The sequence below is a fragment of the Pseudoalteromonas aliena SW19 genome, assembly GCF_014905615.1.
In the GTDB taxonomy this organism is placed as follows: domain Bacteria; phylum Pseudomonadota; class Gammaproteobacteria; order Enterobacterales; family Alteromonadaceae; genus Pseudoalteromonas; species Pseudoalteromonas aliena.
On the sequence record NZ_AQGU01000028.1, the window covers coordinates 31,697 to 47,579 of the forward strand.

Here is a 15,883-nt window from a genome sequence, read left to right on the forward strand (position 1 = left end):
GAGTTACTATATTGTTTGTTAAGGGACTGTTAAGGTTTAAGTGCGGCTTTATTTATGTTAATTAGGTTTGGTGAATATTGTTTAAACACAGAAGAGATGTCTCTTCAAGCAAATGAGCAGTCAGTTGTACTAGAGCCAAAAGTTTTTGCTGTATTGATGTATTTTATTGAACATCATGAGCGTTATATATCAATGGATGAATTACATGAAAACTTATGGAAAGACCGCTGTGTTTCTGATGCTGCTGTTAGGCGAATTATAAGCAAAATTCGCATAGTGTTGAACGATGACCATAAAAATCCTAGATACCTGCAATCTCTTTCCAAACGTGGATATAAATTAATCTGCCCTGTTTTTAAAGTTTCTGAGTTTGTCGATAAGGAAAACGAAGAGAGATTAGCAAGCAATAATGTTAGTAAAAATAAAGCTTTTTTATACTTTACTATAATAACTACCTTCGTATTTTCATTAGCTTATTTATGGGTTGAAAATGAAGCCCATGAAATTTCAGGCGTCACCGAAATAATCAGCACAGTTGACTCAAATAAGAAATCGGTTGCGATTTCGAATGATGGTAGATACATCGCATTTACAAGTAAATTGAGCCGTGGAAATAACTTTCAAATTTACATAAAGGATCAACAAACCCAAGCTATAAAGGTACTTGTAGATAATACAATTCTGCCTACAGGCTTAGCTTTCTCACACGATGGAAGCCATTTATTCTTCTCTGATAATTTGGATGGGGTAGCATCACTAAAGCGGATAGATCTTACAAGTAAAGAACATAACATAGATGTTTTAGTCACACACTTTTCTTTTATAGCCGATGTTTTTATCGGTATAAAAGATAGCGCTATTTATTTCTCGGGGCAAAAGAGCCTCCAAAGTGCAATGCTTATTTATAGATTCAATGCAGATTCTGGTTTAATTGAAGAGGTTACTTCAGTCGCTCAAAAAGGGGCTCATGATAGCCGGGCTGATATATCACCAAACTTTGGTCGGTTAGTTGTGCTCAGGGTTTATATGGATAGTAAGCGTAATAATATAAGGGTGTTGGATCTAAATACGGGAAGTATTCTTTTTAATTATGAGCAGAGTAATATTATTTATAGTGTTCAGTGGCTTGACGATGAACATATCGTTTTATTAGATGATGAGAAGCTAGCTAAAATCAATGTTAAAACAGGGCACTTAGATAAGATAATTGATAAAAGCAAAGGTGTTGTTTCATTTAATGTGGTGAGCCCAAACATGCTACTTGCTATTAGAGATAACGATATAATCAATACAATTATTGAAAAAAAATTGCCTTTAAGTAACTTTAAAAATATTGAATTGATTCAGGAAAGGCAATCAGGACAAGGTAGTATTATCGATTATCAACCAATAGGAGATAAGGTTTGGATGATCGAGAAGCTTAAAGGTATAAGCGATTTAGCTTTTTATCAAAAAGAAAAACCTAAAGAAAAGGTTGTGTTTTTAAGCACGGAAAAGTCACTTGAATTGATAGCCCCATCTCTGTCGGGACAATACGTACTACTTAAACTCCAAGGTCGTATTACTATACTAAATACCTTTAATAATAACTTAACCTATATATCTAAAGTAGATGAAATAATAGGTGACGTTACTTTCTCAGACGATGAAGGCTCTATTTTATACAGTAGAAAGAGTAATGGCGACTGGTTAGTTTTTGAATATTTTATTAAAGAAAAGACTAAATCTATCATTTTTGAGGGGTTTCGTTTCGTCAGACAATTTAAAGGCGACTATATATTAGGTGATAATACAGGCCAATTGTATCGTTTTGATGTGAATCTAAAAGCTATAGTTCCACTGCAGATAAGTGTGTCGAAAGAAAAAAACACTAATTGGGCTCTCTTGAACGGTAAAGTTTTCTGGAGCGGCCATAACTTAATAAGTACGACATTCTATGAAATTGATATGGATGATGTTGATGGCTCTAGCCTAAGCTCTAAAACTTTTGACTTTAGTGTGATTAGACCAAAATTTCATGTCGACAAAGTAAATAACTCAGTTGTAGTTGGTAGTTTGGGAGATAAATACAGTGAAATAATTTCCATTAAAATTCAGTGAGTTACGCTTGTGATTTGTTAGGTTATGAAAAGGTTTTTAGTTTGTTATTGATATGTTGCCTTTTTTAGCTCAAATTCGATGTGAGGCATACAACAACTAAGCAACTACCTAATAAGGGTCTACTATGAAAAATTTTTATGTGAAATCTTTAATCTTTACAGCCATTTCTACTCTTTTAATACTAGCAAGTATAGATGGTGTAAGTGCAGGTGATGACACCCTACAACTTAGTGATAATGATTCACCTAGCTCTAATTGTGTAATATATCCTATATTGTGCAGAAAAGAATCTTAGATGAGTTATGGCCATGGTTAACATAAATGAGCTTCACACTCGAATTCGTCTAATAAATTCGGTAAGTAGTTTTAATAAATTTTTTTTAGATATAAAGAATACTTATAACTATGTTCAAATGGGTTTTGTTATTTTTGAACTCTCTGATTTATTTCAATTTGATGTGAGCCATTTTGGTAATTTTAATGATGTTTTTTTGGGTAATATTAAGTCTAATAGTGAATTGGTTCGTTATTGCGTCAATGAAGTAAAAACGATTCAGCTTAGCCAACTCAGCAGGGGTTGCGAGTCTACACTTATTATTCCAATAAGCTTACACAATAACAAGTTTGCCTGTTTAGTGATCGAACTACCAAATTTGAGTGCTGAATCGCATAACATTCAAGTTATGGGTGACTATTGGCGAATATTTTTAGTAGAAATATTTGAGGCGTATAGACGAGTATCTAGTCGCAATACCGTTAAGATAACGCGAAGAGAAAAAGAGTGCATTCAGTGGGCTTCTATGGGGAAAACATCATGGGAAATAAGTCAGATTTTAAGTATTAGTCAAAGAACCGTTGATTTTCACCTAACAAATTGCATTAGAAAAACAAACAGCACAAATCGACAACATGCAATTGTTAAATGTATTTTAAGTGGACAGTTACTTACATAATATATAAATTCCCCTAAGTAACCAAAAGCGCATTTTGCGCTTTTTTTGATCTACATCTTGCCATTTGAATAGTTTCGTTTAAAATCTAATAACTTTCGAAACGAAACTTAATTTATGACTAAACGAAACACACAACAACGTCGTCACAATATCTTGGTTCAGGTTAATGAGCTAGGAGAAGTCGTGGTTGAAAAGTTAGCACAGCAGTTTCAAACCTCCGAAGTAACCATTCGAAAAGATTTAACCGCGCTTGAAAAAAGTGGCTTATTACTTCGCCGCTACGGTGGTGCTATTGCATTACCTAAAGAGATTGTTAGCGATGAAATAGACTCAAAGCGCAAAGTGGCTATAGCAAAAGCTGCAGCAACACTTATAAAAGATCATAACCGCATTATTATAGATAGCGGACGCACTACTGCTGCGATGATCCCCGAGCTTGCAAATAAGCGTGGGCTCGTTGTTATGACAAATGCTATTAAAGTGGCTAGTCGTTTGTTAGCACTCGAAAACGAACCAACACTTTTGATGACCGGTGGAACATGGGACCCGCATTCTGAGTCATTTCAGGGGCAAGTTGCCGAAAATGTATTATGCTCTTACGACTTCGATCAGCTATTTATTGGTGCTGATGGCATAGATGTAAAACGTGGCACAACCACTTTTAATGAGCTGGTGGGTTTAAGCCAAGTAATGGCAAAAGCGGCACGTGAAGTAATCGTAATGGTTGAATCCGACAAGATTGGCCGAAAAATACCAAATTTAGAATTACCGTGGAAAATAGTAACCACATTAATAACCGACAATGGCTTAGCTGACGATAAACGCAAAGCAATTGAGGCGTGTGGTGTAAAACTAATTTGCGCAGAGATTATACAATAGCTACTTAGTAGCAAGTATTTAAAAAATTAAAGGAGACACTATGTGTGGAATAGTTGGGGCAGTTGCAGAACGTCCAGTAAATAAAATCTTAGTTGAAGGCCTTAAACGCCTTGAATACCGTGGTTACGACTCAGCAGGCGTAGCCTTGCTTGATGGCAACACACTTAATACCGTAAAAGCAGTCGGTAAAGTAGTTAACGTAGAAGCAGCTCTTGAACAAGCCGGTGTTAGCGGTCATACAGGTATTGCACACACTCGCTGGGCAACACACGGTAGCGTAACAGAAGCCAATGCACATCCACATGTTTCAAATAGCCAGCTTGCACTTGTCCACAATGGTATTATTGAAAACCATGCAAGCTTACGTGCTGCGCTTAAAGGTGACGGCTATGAATTTTTATCAGACACCGATACCGAAGTTATGGTGCATTTAATTCATCAATTACGCCAACAACACACTACATTGTTAGCCTCTGTTCAAGCTGCTGTAAAACAGTTTGAAGGCGCTTTTGGTACCGTTGTATTTGATAAAGACAACGACAACGAAATTATTGTAGCGCGCTCAGGCAGCCCACTTGTTATTGGTTTAGGCCTTGGTGAAAACTTTATTGCCTCTGACCAACTTGCATTATTACCTGTTACTCGCAGCTTCATCTTTTTAGAAGAAGGCGATGTAGCGCGTATTACACGTGACACAGTAGAAATTTTTGATGCAGACGGTAACGCCGTTGAGCGTGAAGTGATTGAATCAAACATTACGCAAGATGCATCAGGCAAAGGCGATTACCGCCACTACATGCTAAAAGAAATTTACGAGCAGCCACTTGCTGTACGTAATACCCTTGAAGGACGTTTAAACGACGACCGCGTAGCAATTGATGCCTTTGGCGACAGCGCTCAGCAAATATTTAAAGATGTAAAACATGTGCAAATTATTGCCTGTGGTACGTCTTACCATTCAGGTATGGTTGCACGTTACTGGCTTGAGCAATTTGCAGGTGTTAGCTGTAATGTAGAAATAGCTTCTGAATTTAGATACCGCCAGTCGTTTGTACATGAAAACAGCCTACTAGTTACTATTTCTCAATCGGGTGAAACAGCCGATACGCTAGCTGCATTACGCCTAGCTAAAGAGCAAGGTTACATGGCCTCAATGACCATTTGTAACGTACCTGGCTCATCGCTTGTACGCGAATCAGACCTCGCCTTTATGACCAAAGCCGGCGCTGAAATTGGCGTTGCATCGACTAAAGCGTTTACTACGCAATTAGTTGGTTTGTTAATGCTTACAGCGTCTATCGCGCAAGAAAAAGGTCTTGATCAAAGCGCAATTGTAAATGCAATTAAAGTACTCCCCGCTAAGCTTGAAGAAACATTATTGCTTGCTGATGGCATTGCAGATCTTGCAGAAGAGTTTGCCGACAAGCACCACTCACTGTTTTTAGGTCGTGGCTCGCAATACCCAATCGCGATGGAAGGCGCGCTTAAACTTAAAGAGATTTCTTACATTCACGCAGAAGCTTACGCAGCGGGCGAGCTAAAACATGGGCCACTCGCGCTTATTGATGCCGACATGCCAATTATTGTTGTAGCACCAAACAATGAGCTATTAGAAAAACTTAAATCAAACGTAGAAGAAGTACGCGCACGTGGCGGCATTATTTACGTATTCGCAGATAAAGATTCAGCTTTTGCATCAGACGACACAATGCGTGTAATCAACGTAAACCACACTGACGACATTATTGCGCCAATTGTTTACACACTGCCATTACAGTTACTGTCGTACTACGTAGCGGTAATTAAAGGCACAGACGTTGATCAACCACGTAACCTAGCTAAATCAGTTACTGTTGAATAACAAAGAGTTAGTGCTATAAAGTCATAAAAGACGCGAAAGCGTCTTTTTTATTACGTGTAACTAAATACTATTAAAGCCACTAACCCCTACTTAATAAGCGCTAAATACGCTAAAATTGCAGGCTACTTTTTTAGCAATAAGCCCGTAATAAATATGACCTCAGCCACAAGCCCTAGCACTTTTTCCGAACTTGGCCTTATTCCAGAGCTATTAGCTCGTTTAACCGATTTGGAATATACCCAGCCTACACCTATTCAAGCTAAGGCTATACCTAGTGTGCTTGCGGGCAGTGACCTAATTGCAGGGGCAAATACGGGCTCGGGTAAAACAGCAACGTTTGCATTACCTATGTTGCAAAAGGCTTTCCTAGAGCAAGGCGGTAAAAATGCTGAGAGCAAAGGTAACTTTGTAACAGGGCTTATTTTAGTGCCTACGCGTGAGCTTGCTACGCAAGTGGCCGATAGTGTTAAGTCGTATTCTGCAAATTTTAATGGCGCAATTAAAACGGTGGCTGTGTTTGGTGGTGTGTCGGTTAATACACAAATGCAGGCACTGCGTGGTGGCGCTGATATTATTGTGGCAACACCTGGTCGTTTACTCGATTTAATCTCAAGCAATGCGATTAAGCTCGATAATGTAACTACGCTTGTGCTTGATGAAGCCGACCGTATGCTAAGCCTTGGCTTTACCGAAGAGCTGGCTAATTTGTTGGCTCTTATGCCCGCTAAAAAACAAACTATGTTGTTTTCAGCTACTTTCCCTGAGCAAGTTACGTTACTAACGCAGGAGCTGCTTAATAATCCAGTTGAAATACAAGTACAAAACAAAGAAGAAAGTACACTTGTACAGCGCGTGTTTAGTGTTAACAAAGGTGAAAAAACCACGGTTTTAGCGCATTTAATTAAAACCCATAAATGGCGCCAAGCGCTGATTTTTGTGAACGCTAAAAAAGATTGTGAGCACTTAGCCAGCAAACTTGAAAAACGCGGTGTTAATGCACAAGTTTTCCACGGCGATAAAGGCCAAAGTGAGCGCACTCGTGTAATAGAAAAATTTAAAGCAGGTGAAATAGAAGTACTTATTGCAACCGATATTGCAGCTCGTGGTTTAGATATTGAAAAGCTGCCAGTGGTAATAAACTTTAATCTACCACGTAGTCCTGCTGATTATATGCACCGTATTGGCCGAAGCGGCCGTGCTGGTGAAGTAGGTTTAGCGTTATCACTAATTGATTACGAAGACTTTCATCACTTTAGAATCATCGAGAAGAAAAACAAACTACGTTTAGAGCGCGAAGAGGTTACAGGCTTTGCCGTAAACCAAGCCAACCTTGATGCAGCACAGGCGCTTAAAAATGATAAGCCAATGGCAAAACCTGAAGGCACAGGTAAGAAAAAGAACAAAAATAAAACCGATGATATAGATGATGTATGGAGCGGCTGGCGCCGTAAGTAGAACTACTTTTTAATGGCGATATAAAACGAAAAAGACGCGTCGGCGTCTTTTTCATTGAGATTGTATAACTAAGAACAATACTTAATCCAGAGCGTATTTTTCCTCAAACTTAGCCACTTGCTGTAAAATCTCATCAACACTTTCTTGTAACTCACCACCCATTTTAGTGAGTTCATAGGGGAATTCATCCTGCATCAATGTCATTAAGGCATACCAAACAGGTTTGCATTTATCTTTTAAGGCGTGTTCAGGCAGCTCTACAAGCTCTTTCGTTTTATAAAGTTGTTTTTTGGCCATAAGCAAGGTTAAGTAGAGCGTAATGTCATAATCATTGTGTTCGCCATCCATATTTAACCATTGTAAAAATAACTTACCGCTTTGTGATAAATGTTCAGTCCAAAGCAAAATAACGGCGTAGGCGTAAGTATTAGAAAAGTTAGGGTCCTGTTCATAATCAGTTCTAACTAATTGTAATGCCTTACTTAAATCATGATTTTGTTCGAAGTATAGCCAAACTAAACATTCCTGAGCACTAGATATACCTGCATTAATGGCTTTTAAGTAATAGCTTTCAGATTTATCAAATAATCCTTGAATATAATATATCTGACCAAGGTTAAGTAATGCTCTGTTGTCATTATTTTTGAGTGCCTTTAAATAGTAACTCTCAGCTATATTAAATTGGTCTTGTTCGAAATATACATTGCCTAAGTTAATTAAGGCGGAATAATTTCCTTTTTCATACGCTTTTTGGTAATGGTCTTTTGCTTTTTCAAATAGTCCTTGCTGGCAATATAGGGCCCCTAAATCTAGAAATGCATTGTTATCTCCAAATTTTATTGCTAGTTGATAGTAATTTTCAGCCTTTTCAAACTGAGCTTGCTTAGCGTATAAGTGGCCTAAATAGAATAGTGCGTTATTGTCACTACTATCACTGGCTTTTAAATAATAAGTTTCAGCTTTAGCGATCTGGTTTTGGTCGTAATATAAGTGGCCTAAATGGATAAATGATTTAGTTACCTCACTTTCAGCAGCTTTAAGGTAGTACTTTTCAGCCTCTTTAAAACACTTTCCCTCATGGTACAGCATCCCTAAACTAAGAAGTGCATCACTACCTCCGCGTTTGAGTGACTGTAAAAAATAGTATTCGGCCTCTTCAAAGCTTTCGTTTGTGCGGTACAGAAGACCTATGCAAAATAAAATTTTAGCGCTATTTTTTTGTGAATTAATGAGTAGTCTTATTGCTACATCAATCTCATTTTCATCAGCTAATTGAAGGGCTTCTGTTATAATTTCTCTATCTGACGCTGAAAGGTCATTTACAAAACGAGAGTTTTTTGAGGTTAAATAGGCTTTGGTGCTTTCCTTCATTTCATGCTCAGTGTTTATATCTAAGCCAGCGTAGCTGAGCGCTTCACACATGTGGTAAGCGCAAGACTCTTGTATTGTACCGCCACGAATTGCGGACATAAAATCTTTAGCTCTACGTTCAAGATCCGCAGGGTTGCACCAGGATGTTAAAAAGTTAACTAACCACTCGACTTTTTGACGATCTTTTTTACGGCCAAAGCGCATTAAATACCAAATATTAAAAAAGCGTTCTTCAATTTTATAAATTTTATTTTTACCAATGGAAATCGATTCTACGATGCCGTATTTAGTTTCTAATTGCTTAAGCTGGGCCGATACAGTTTTACTTTCTAATCGAGTTTTCTTTGCAATTTCTTTAGTGCTGATGCCATCCCAATTCATCGCTATAGTGTGCGTTATATCTTGCAAAGTATCAGGTAGGTCGTCCATACGGTGCTTATATAAAGGGGTCGCATCATCGAGTATTTTTAATAAGTCATCAAATGCATTGCCGCCATCATCTACAAAAATATCAAATAGCATCACCATTGTTCTTGGTACACCACCGGTTAAGCGGCGTAAAGTTTCGATGCGCTCGGGGGTACTTTTAATGATGTGAGCTATTTTTTTCTTTTGTTGTTCATCGCCCATACTGGCAAGAAAATCAAAACACTCCTGCTTGTTTAAACCGGTAAGTTTAATAATTTTGAAAAATTCGTAAAACGGTTTTCCGTAGTCAAAATGCTGCTCGAGCATTTTTGTTGAACCGCCAATGATTTTGAGAGTTGGCGATGTGAGGAGAATTTCTCTGAGTCTGCGTTGCTCTTTTTCTTTTAGTTTGCCTAGTAGCTCGTCAATGTTGTCTATCAACAGTAATAGTTTTTTATTTTTCGCTTTTACTGCTTTTTCTAAGTATGAAAAGCTTTTTAGTTCGTAATCGGCATCGTCAAAATGGCTTTCCATATCATCATGTATGGTAGCAAAGTCATCTTCAGCTGTGCATTGTAAGTAATCAGCAATTTCTTCCCATAAGCGACTGAGCGAACGAATTTGATATTGTTCTTCTGAGAATTTTATAGGGATTAAAAGATCAGCTAGCGTTGGCTCAGCTTGAGCTGCGAGTTTTATTTTTCTTAATAGGGTTGTTTTACCCTGACCTCGCTGGCCGACAATTATAAAGTGTTGGCTAGGAACTGTGTAATCACTGTTTTTAATGTCATCAAAAATGTCGTCAAAATCATGATTTCGCACAACAAACTTAGCTAAAAATTCTGTTTCATCAATTTCATCAGGCGTGTATTTATAGCGTGAGTAATTAGTTTGCGACATTTTTGTTCCACCACATTCTTAAGATCGGAGAGTTAAATTGATAGGTTTTATTGTTGTCGTTGTTGTTAATGTAGCCATCGTATATTAATGAGTGCAGGCAATCTTTTGCTTCATTGCCGTCTAAGTTATGTTTACTGGCAATATTCATGATATCGAGCAAGTTAGTCTCTTTTTGGTTCGAGATAGCGTTCAGTACTTCTTTACTAAATAAATACTCATTTTTACCTAATGCGGTTTTTAGTTTACTTTGCCAGCTCTCAAAGTGATTGCGATTATCTAGTGCATTATGAATTGCTTGATCAATAACAGTTTGGTCAAGTTTTTGCTCTCTGCGGTATATTTTTTTAATTTCTTGCGTAATGAGTTGGATATAAAACGGGATCAGCCAGTGTATGGTTGTAAGTAAATAATCAATATCTGTTTGATTGATTTTAATCTCTGCACTTTGAAACAGTGCTATTGTAAACTTCTCTGCTTCGGGGGGAGTTAAAGGCGGGACTTTTATATTGTTTAAATCGTTGATGTGTTTAATAGCGTCAATTTTGGATACTACGCTTTCTAGACCTATTGAACCTGCGTAGATAAAAGTCACTTTTTGTGAAAACTTTTGATCTTGCCTTAACTCTCTATGGGCTTTGAGTAGGCTTATTGCGTTTTTAGGTTCTTCGTACTTTATTATGTTTTCAATGGTTTGAGCAAACTCATCAATCATAATAATGAGCTTTTTATCATGATCTAAATCTTTAATTAATCTGTGAAAAGCCTGCTTGTGATCTAGCATTTTGCCATCACCAAACTCAACGCCGTCCATCGTTATTGAAGCTATTTTTATGCTTTTAATTTTATCCCAGAAGTTTTTAGTTTTTGTTTTCAGGCTGGCAATGAAGTCTTCTTCCATTAGTGCATTAAAAACTTTTGACCAAAATTCTGCCTCGGAATCAGCAGACTCTGTATCAATATAAATGGGGATATAATTTGCTTTAGGTTCATCAACTATTTTATACATTATTGATGTTTTACCTACACGGCGAGGGGCGCAAAGGAGAATATGGCTACCGTTGTCTATTGCTTCCCATATGTCCTCTAGTTCATAGGGTCTATCCCAAAAGTTCGCACTTCTCGCAGCCTGACCAACAATGTTTTTCATACGCACCTCCTGACAAATTATATTTTGTTAGATTAGTTGGCAAATTATTTTTTGTCAAACGTTATGGCAAATTATAATTTGTTATTTTTTAAATTAGAGGAATCGTTTTTAAACGTATATTTGAGTAGATATAAAAAACCCGTGATTAGAAATCTAATTACGGGTTTTGTCATTTTGTGGCTTTAGCCCAAAACTCTAACTGGTCAATACACTATAAATCTAGTGTTCGTGAGCGTGCTCTTCTTCTTGTGCTATACCTAACCAAGTGATAGCCGCTGGTGGGAATGTAAGTTCTAGTTCACCTTCCACTTCTAGGTCTTCTAAGTGCACCTGTACAACGTGTTGAGCAATTGGGTCTGCAACATAAGCAAAGTGACCATTTTGCGCTACTGTCATACTAAAACTCATGCCTTCAGGCATGGTTTTTACGTCTTGTTCAGTGATATCAACTTGACCTGCTAGTTCCCAGTGCGTGTGACCGTCGTGCGCATGTGCTTTAAGTACGTTTAAAAAGCCTAGGCTGTCTAGTACTAAAAAGTGCTCGCCGTTGGCTGAAAACGAATAAGATACTGCACTTGCGCCATCGGCTAGTTGCCATTCTAACGCTTCCATTTCAGCGTCGCTTGGGTTGATACTTAACAGTACAGCAGCGCCGCCGCCATGACCCGAAGCTATACCAATAAAGGTATCGCTTTTTTCGTGGCCGTATAATCGACCAATTCGTAGATCGCCTACAGCATCAATGTTGGCCACTTTTACAGCTTCGTACTCGTCATTATGTTGATGCGCTAATAGCACGCCGTCACTACAACCAAATGCGATGGTGTCGTGGTTTTGTGCTGCACCGTGTAAATCAGGGCAAGTAAGCTCAAGTGTTTGCTCTAGTTCGTATTCGCCATCGTGAAAATGATAAACACCGACTTGATCAGGCAGGATCTTAGCGTTTGATGTACTCTGTGCATCATCGCGACGAATTGTTGATAATACGTGCTCGCCGCGTGGCTCTGCCACACCGTGCATATTTATATTGTAGCTAATGCTTGGTAATGCCGCTGTTGCGTTTGTAATATCGTTGTCGGTTAGCACCGCTACTGAGGCGGTTGTGCCTGAGTCTGCATCACCATCATAAAATATGGCTAACTTACCATCGTGATTAACGAGGTGGGTAGGGCGGCTGCCGCTGGTTAGTTCATAACTGCTAAGTACAGGGCTTTGTTCGTAGTCATGTAGGTGTGCACCGTGATCTTCACGCCATAAGCCACCATCAATAAAGCCAAGGTAATCTTGGCTGCGACTTGCAATAAGTGCATAACGAAAATCAGGAGACACTGACAGCGTATTTGAATCATGTGTTAGGGTGAATGTTTCAAGCAGTTTATTGTCGTCTAAGTCAAAAAAGCTGGCTGCGTTGCTATCAGCGGCAAGTACAGCGAGTCTTCCTAATGAGTCGATTGTATAGCCGTCGCCGTGGTCGCCACCATCACCGTGATCATGGCCGTCATCAGGCACTGCAATGGGATCTTTTTCAACAATGTTGGTTTCTGCATCGCCGCAGGCTGTAATTAATGTACTGCTAATTGCAAGTGCAATAAGTTTTAGTTTGAATAGTTTGGTCATGTTGTTTTCCTTTAATTTATAATTTTTATGGCTTAGAAATAGCCACGAATGCCTAATGCAAAGCTGCGGCCTGGGCGTGGCGCAATATTCTTTAAGAATGAGCTATGCACACGGGCTTCTGTGTTCGTTAAATTTGTGCCTCGTAGGTACAAAGAAAGGTCTTGATTGAGTACCGATAAATCATAAGAAATACTGGCATTGACCAAGGTGTAACCATCGGTAGCTGTTTCTTCAGGAGCGGTACGGTCTTGCTCTTGGTAGCGAGTGGCATGAATGTGAGCACTGAGTTTTTCGGTTTGGTAGCTAAACTCTGTACCGAAGCGCAGTGGTGGCGTACGCGGTAGATTGCCACCTGAGTCAAGGCGAGCGCGCACGTAATCTGAAAATAGCTCAAGCTTGAACTCGTCGGTTAACTGCCATGCAACTTGCGCTTCAAAACCGTGTAAAGTTACATCGTCCGTCTTAAATAAATAAACAGGTAATTCAGATGAATGATCATGCTCGTCACCGTGATCATGGTCATCCTCGTGGTCGTGGACACTTTCAGCGTATAAGCCTGTTTCAACTTGATAATAATAGTTGTCTACTTGGTTATAGAAGGCATTAAAAATGAAGCCTATATCGCCTTGGGTTTTACGAAAGGTTAAGTCAATATTATTGGCGGTTTCTAAATCAATGGTGTGATCAGATAAGCCTAAATGGCCGTCTTCATGAATATCAAACAATGCGCCGACTTCATAGGTTGCAGTACCAATATGAGGGCCGAACGACAATAACTCAGAGGCTGATGGCGCACGCTCTGAACGCGACAATGACAAGCCTAAATTATAGCTAGGAGCAAAGTCCCAGACTACGCCAGCAGATAAACTAACAGGGGTAAATTCATGCTTTGCGTCAAATACGCGAGTTGCGTTGCTGTGTTCATCATGGCCGTGATCATGGTCGTCATGTCCACCTACGTCATCGTGCGCGTGGGCATCAATACTAGGTAGTAATACGTTATCTGCATCGATAGTTACGCGTTCGGCGCGGCCACCTAATTGCACTAAAAAATCACCAAAGTGTCTTTCTTCCATTAGTGCAATGGCATAGCTTTGTGTTTGTGAAGGAGGGGTAAACGCTTCTGAGCCTTGTGCTTCAACATCACTTTGTTTGTAATGAAAGCTAATGCCGCCATTCCACTCATTAAATTGACTATGCAGAATGTCTACGCGTAATTCGTTGGTTTCATTTTTAAATGTGGTGCCAACTGAGCCGTGTTCAATTTCTGCGTGCTCGTAATCTGTAAAACCTGCACGTAGGTTGATTTTATTAAGCCATTTACTATCTAGGTTGTATTCACCTAATAGTTGCACTTTAGTTTGTTCTAAATCGGCAAATACGCTTTCTTCTTCATCACTGTGCTCGTCTTCACCACCGTGAGAGTGACCCGGAATGCCGTATTGACGATTAAATTGCTCGATGGCTAAACCAATAAAGCCTTGATCGAATAAATAGCTGGCGCCAACAGTAAAGCCGTCAGACTCTTCGTTGCTGTTTTTTACAACATAATCACTATGGTGTTCTGCATGGTCATGATCGTCATGTGCTAATTCAGCCGCGACGGGTATTTCATAGTCATTCGCTTCTCGCCAAAATGCATCAGCATAAAAAGCAAACGAATCAGTGCCTGTGGTCGCATTAAAAGAAGCAACGGTTTGGTCATCAACCGAGTTGTGCTCTACATTCCATTCACCACGAGTTGTACTGTCGGTTGGTACGCGATTATCTACCACATTGACTACCCCGCCAATTGCACCACTGCCGTAAAATAACGTTGCAGGGCCGCGTAATACCTCTATTTGTTGTGCGGTAGAAGCCTCCGATGCTACCGAGTGATCGGGACCAACGCGCGAAACATCACTTACATCAAGGCCATTTTGAGCGATCAGTACACGAGGTCCACTTAAGCCACGAATAATTGGAGTACTGGCGACTTTGGCGTGAAAATTAGTATTAACACCTGGCAGTCTTTCCAAGCTATCACCGAGTGTTGCGGCTTGTTCGCGTCTTAATTTCTCACCTGATAAAACACTCACCGGAGAGGCTGATTCCATTGCTGACATATGAATTGGGGTTGCTTCAATGTCAATAACTTCAATTGGTGAGCGCTCTAAATTAAAAGCAACCGATTGGCTATCACTGGTATTGAGCGTGATATCGCGATGAAGATGGGCATAACCTGGGGCAACAACGTGAAGTTCTTTTAAACCGCCTTTTAAACCCGTTATTACAAACTTGCCGTTTACATCCGCTATAACTTTTATGTCTGATCCTTCAACTTCTATGGTTGCGTTACTAACAGCTTTACCTTGCTTGTTTAGCACAACGCCTTCAATGGATTTTGCAAGCACACTTGCGGGTAATAAAGCTGCTATCAACACAGCTAATTGAGATTTTCGTTTCATTCTTGCCTCTTGTGATATGTTATAATGTATCAATTGTGCTTTAAATGTTATAATGTAGCAAGTGTAATTAACGGTTGTGGTTTAAAGGCTTATTTAAAAGTGAAATTTTTTGCAGGTATTTATTAATGGAGGAAAAAATGAAATCTAGTCAAAATTTAATGGATCGCCTAGCGATAGGGCTTTCGTTAATATGCACCGTGCATTGTTTTGCAACACCTGTTATTTTGGTGCTTTTACCAAGTTTGGCAGCACTGCAGTTAGATAATGAGCAATTTCATATATGGATATTAATGGCGGTGTTGCCCACAAGTTTACTTGCGTTAAGTCTAGGCTGTAAAAAACATAAACAGTTTAGTTATATAGCTTTTGGGATTGTGGGTTTATGCTTAATGTTACTTGCTATTTTTATAGGGCATGAAGGTGCAGAAAAGGCGCTAACTTTAACTGGCTCAACGTTTATAGCCATAGCGCATTGGTTTAACTACCGCCAGTGTCTTAAAAAAGAAGATGGGGATTGCCCGTGCTCTGGTGATACATCGGAGCAGGTTACATAAAAAAGACGCCTTTGCGTCTTTTTTTGCATTTTATACCTTGCCTTAGGTGTGTTATTAGGTTTTTATATACGGCTCAAAACCGAGCGTCTAATAACTTTTTTGTTGGGCGTAAAATGCCGCATATGGATCATGTGTATTTAGTTAACTGGCTAAATGTTGCGTATTCATACCCAAACAAGCTACGCAGGATA

The 15,883-nt window shown here is 39.2% G+C and carries 10 protein-coding genes; 6 read left to right on the forward strand and 4 right to left on the reverse strand.

Translation table 11 applies throughout. The annotated features are described in order from the left end of the window. The first annotated feature begins 54 nt into the window (after positions 1-54). The 5 genes from PALI_RS15395 to PALI_RS15415 all read left to right on the forward strand — a co-directional run bounded on the left by PALI_RS15395 (position 55) and on the right by PALI_RS15415 (position 7,248). Positions 55-2,100 (forward strand): winged helix-turn-helix domain-containing protein, encoded by a 2,046-nt coding sequence (locus tag PALI_RS15395; protein WP_193156389.1) that lies wholly within the window; start codon positions 55-57, stop codon positions 2,098-2,100. A gap of 302 nt (positions 2,101-2,402) precedes the next feature. Further along, a complete protein-coding gene (locus tag PALI_RS15400; RefSeq protein WP_077536481.1) occupies positions 2,403-3,053 on the forward strand; it encodes a helix-turn-helix transcriptional regulator in 651 nt (216 codons plus the stop codon). A gap of 114 nt (positions 3,054-3,167) precedes the next feature. Next, positions 3,168-3,932 carry a DeoR/GlpR family DNA-binding transcription regulator gene (locus tag PALI_RS15405; protein ID WP_138585210.1) on the forward strand — a complete coding sequence of 255 codons (765 nt, stop codon included), beginning with the start codon at positions 3,168-3,170 and terminating at the stop codon, positions 3,930-3,932. 40 nt (positions 3,933-3,972) lie between these two features. Further along, on the forward strand, positions 3,973-5,793 hold the full coding sequence (glmS, locus tag PALI_RS15410; protein WP_193156390.1) for a glutamine--fructose-6-phosphate transaminase (isomerizing): 1,821 nt from the start codon (positions 3,973-3,975) through the stop codon (positions 5,791-5,793). Positions 5,794-5,946: 153 nt separating this feature from the next. Continuing rightward, positions 5,947-7,248 (forward strand): DEAD/DEAH box helicase, encoded by a 1,302-nt coding sequence (locus PALI_RS15415; RefSeq protein WP_193156391.1) that lies wholly within the window; start codon positions 5,947-5,949, stop codon positions 7,246-7,248. 81 nt (positions 7,249-7,329) lie between these two features. Here PALI_RS15415 and PALI_RS15420 read toward each other — a convergent pair whose 3' ends face one another. From PALI_RS15420 to PALI_RS15435, 4 genes are all read right to left on the reverse strand, one after another. Next, positions 7,330-9,927, reverse strand: coding sequence for a tetratricopeptide repeat protein (locus PALI_RS15420; RefSeq protein ID WP_193156392.1), 2,598 nt, complete (start codon positions 9,925-9,927; stop codon positions 7,330-7,332). After that, the gene (locus PALI_RS15425; RefSeq protein WP_008136043.1) at positions 9,914-11,074 is read right to left on the reverse strand and encodes an ATP-binding protein; all 1,161 of its coding nucleotides are present in this window, start codon (positions 11,072-11,074) and stop codon (positions 9,914-9,916) included. Before PALI_RS15425 ends, PALI_RS15420 begins: the two co-directional genes overlap by 14 nt. Before the next feature lie 219 nt (positions 11,075-11,293). Continuing rightward, the gene (locus PALI_RS15430; RefSeq protein WP_193156393.1) at positions 11,294-12,691 is read right to left on the reverse strand and encodes a 5-methyltetrahydrofolate--homocysteine methyltransferase; all 1,398 of its coding nucleotides are present in this window, start codon (positions 12,689-12,691) and stop codon (positions 11,294-11,296) included. 32 nt (positions 12,692-12,723) lie between these two features. Next, positions 12,724-15,138, reverse strand: coding sequence for a TonB-dependent receptor (locus tag PALI_RS15435; RefSeq protein ID WP_193156394.1), 2,415 nt, complete (start codon positions 15,136-15,138; stop codon positions 12,724-12,726). A 137-nt stretch (positions 15,139-15,275) separates the two neighbouring features. On the opposite strand from PALI_RS15435, the gene PALI_RS15440 reads away from it, so the two are divergent. Then, on the forward strand, positions 15,276-15,692 hold the full coding sequence (locus tag PALI_RS15440; protein ID WP_193156395.1) for a MerC domain-containing protein: 417 nt from the start codon (positions 15,276-15,278) through the stop codon (positions 15,690-15,692). The last annotated feature ends 191 nt before the right edge of the window (positions 15,693-15,883 follow it).

Coding starts and splice junctions, on each gene's coding strand:
- PALI_RS15425 (WP_008136043.1), bottom strand. CDS start 11,074: ATGAAAAACATTGTTGGTCAGGCTGCGAGAAGTGCGAACTTTTGGGAT.
- PALI_RS15440 (WP_193156395.1), top strand. CDS start 15,276: ATGAAATCTAGTCAAAATTTAATGGATCGCCTAGCGATAGGGCTTTCG.
- PALI_RS15400 (WP_077536481.1), top strand. CDS start 2,403: ATGGCCATGGTTAACATAAATGAGCTTCACACTCGAATTCGTCTAATA.
- PALI_RS15415 (WP_193156391.1), top strand. CDS start 5,947: ATGACCTCAGCCACAAGCCCTAGCACTTTTTCCGAACTTGGCCTTATT.
- PALI_RS15395 (WP_193156389.1), top strand. CDS start 55: ATGTTAATTAGGTTTGGTGAATATTGTTTAAACACAGAAGAGATGTCT.
- PALI_RS15435 (WP_193156394.1), bottom strand. CDS start 15,138: ATGAAACGAAAATCTCAATTAGCTGTGTTGATAGCAGCTTTATTACCC.
- PALI_RS15405 (WP_138585210.1), top strand. CDS start 3,168: ATGACTAAACGAAACACACAACAACGTCGTCACAATATCTTGGTTCAG.
- PALI_RS15420 (WP_193156392.1), bottom strand. CDS start 9,927: ATGTCGCAAACTAATTACTCACGCTATAAATACACGCCTGATGAAATT.
- glmS (WP_193156390.1), top strand. CDS start 3,973: ATGTGTGGAATAGTTGGGGCAGTTGCAGAACGTCCAGTAAATAAAATC.
- PALI_RS15430 (WP_193156393.1), bottom strand. CDS start 12,691: ATGACCAAACTATTCAAACTAAAACTTATTGCACTTGCAATTAGCAGT.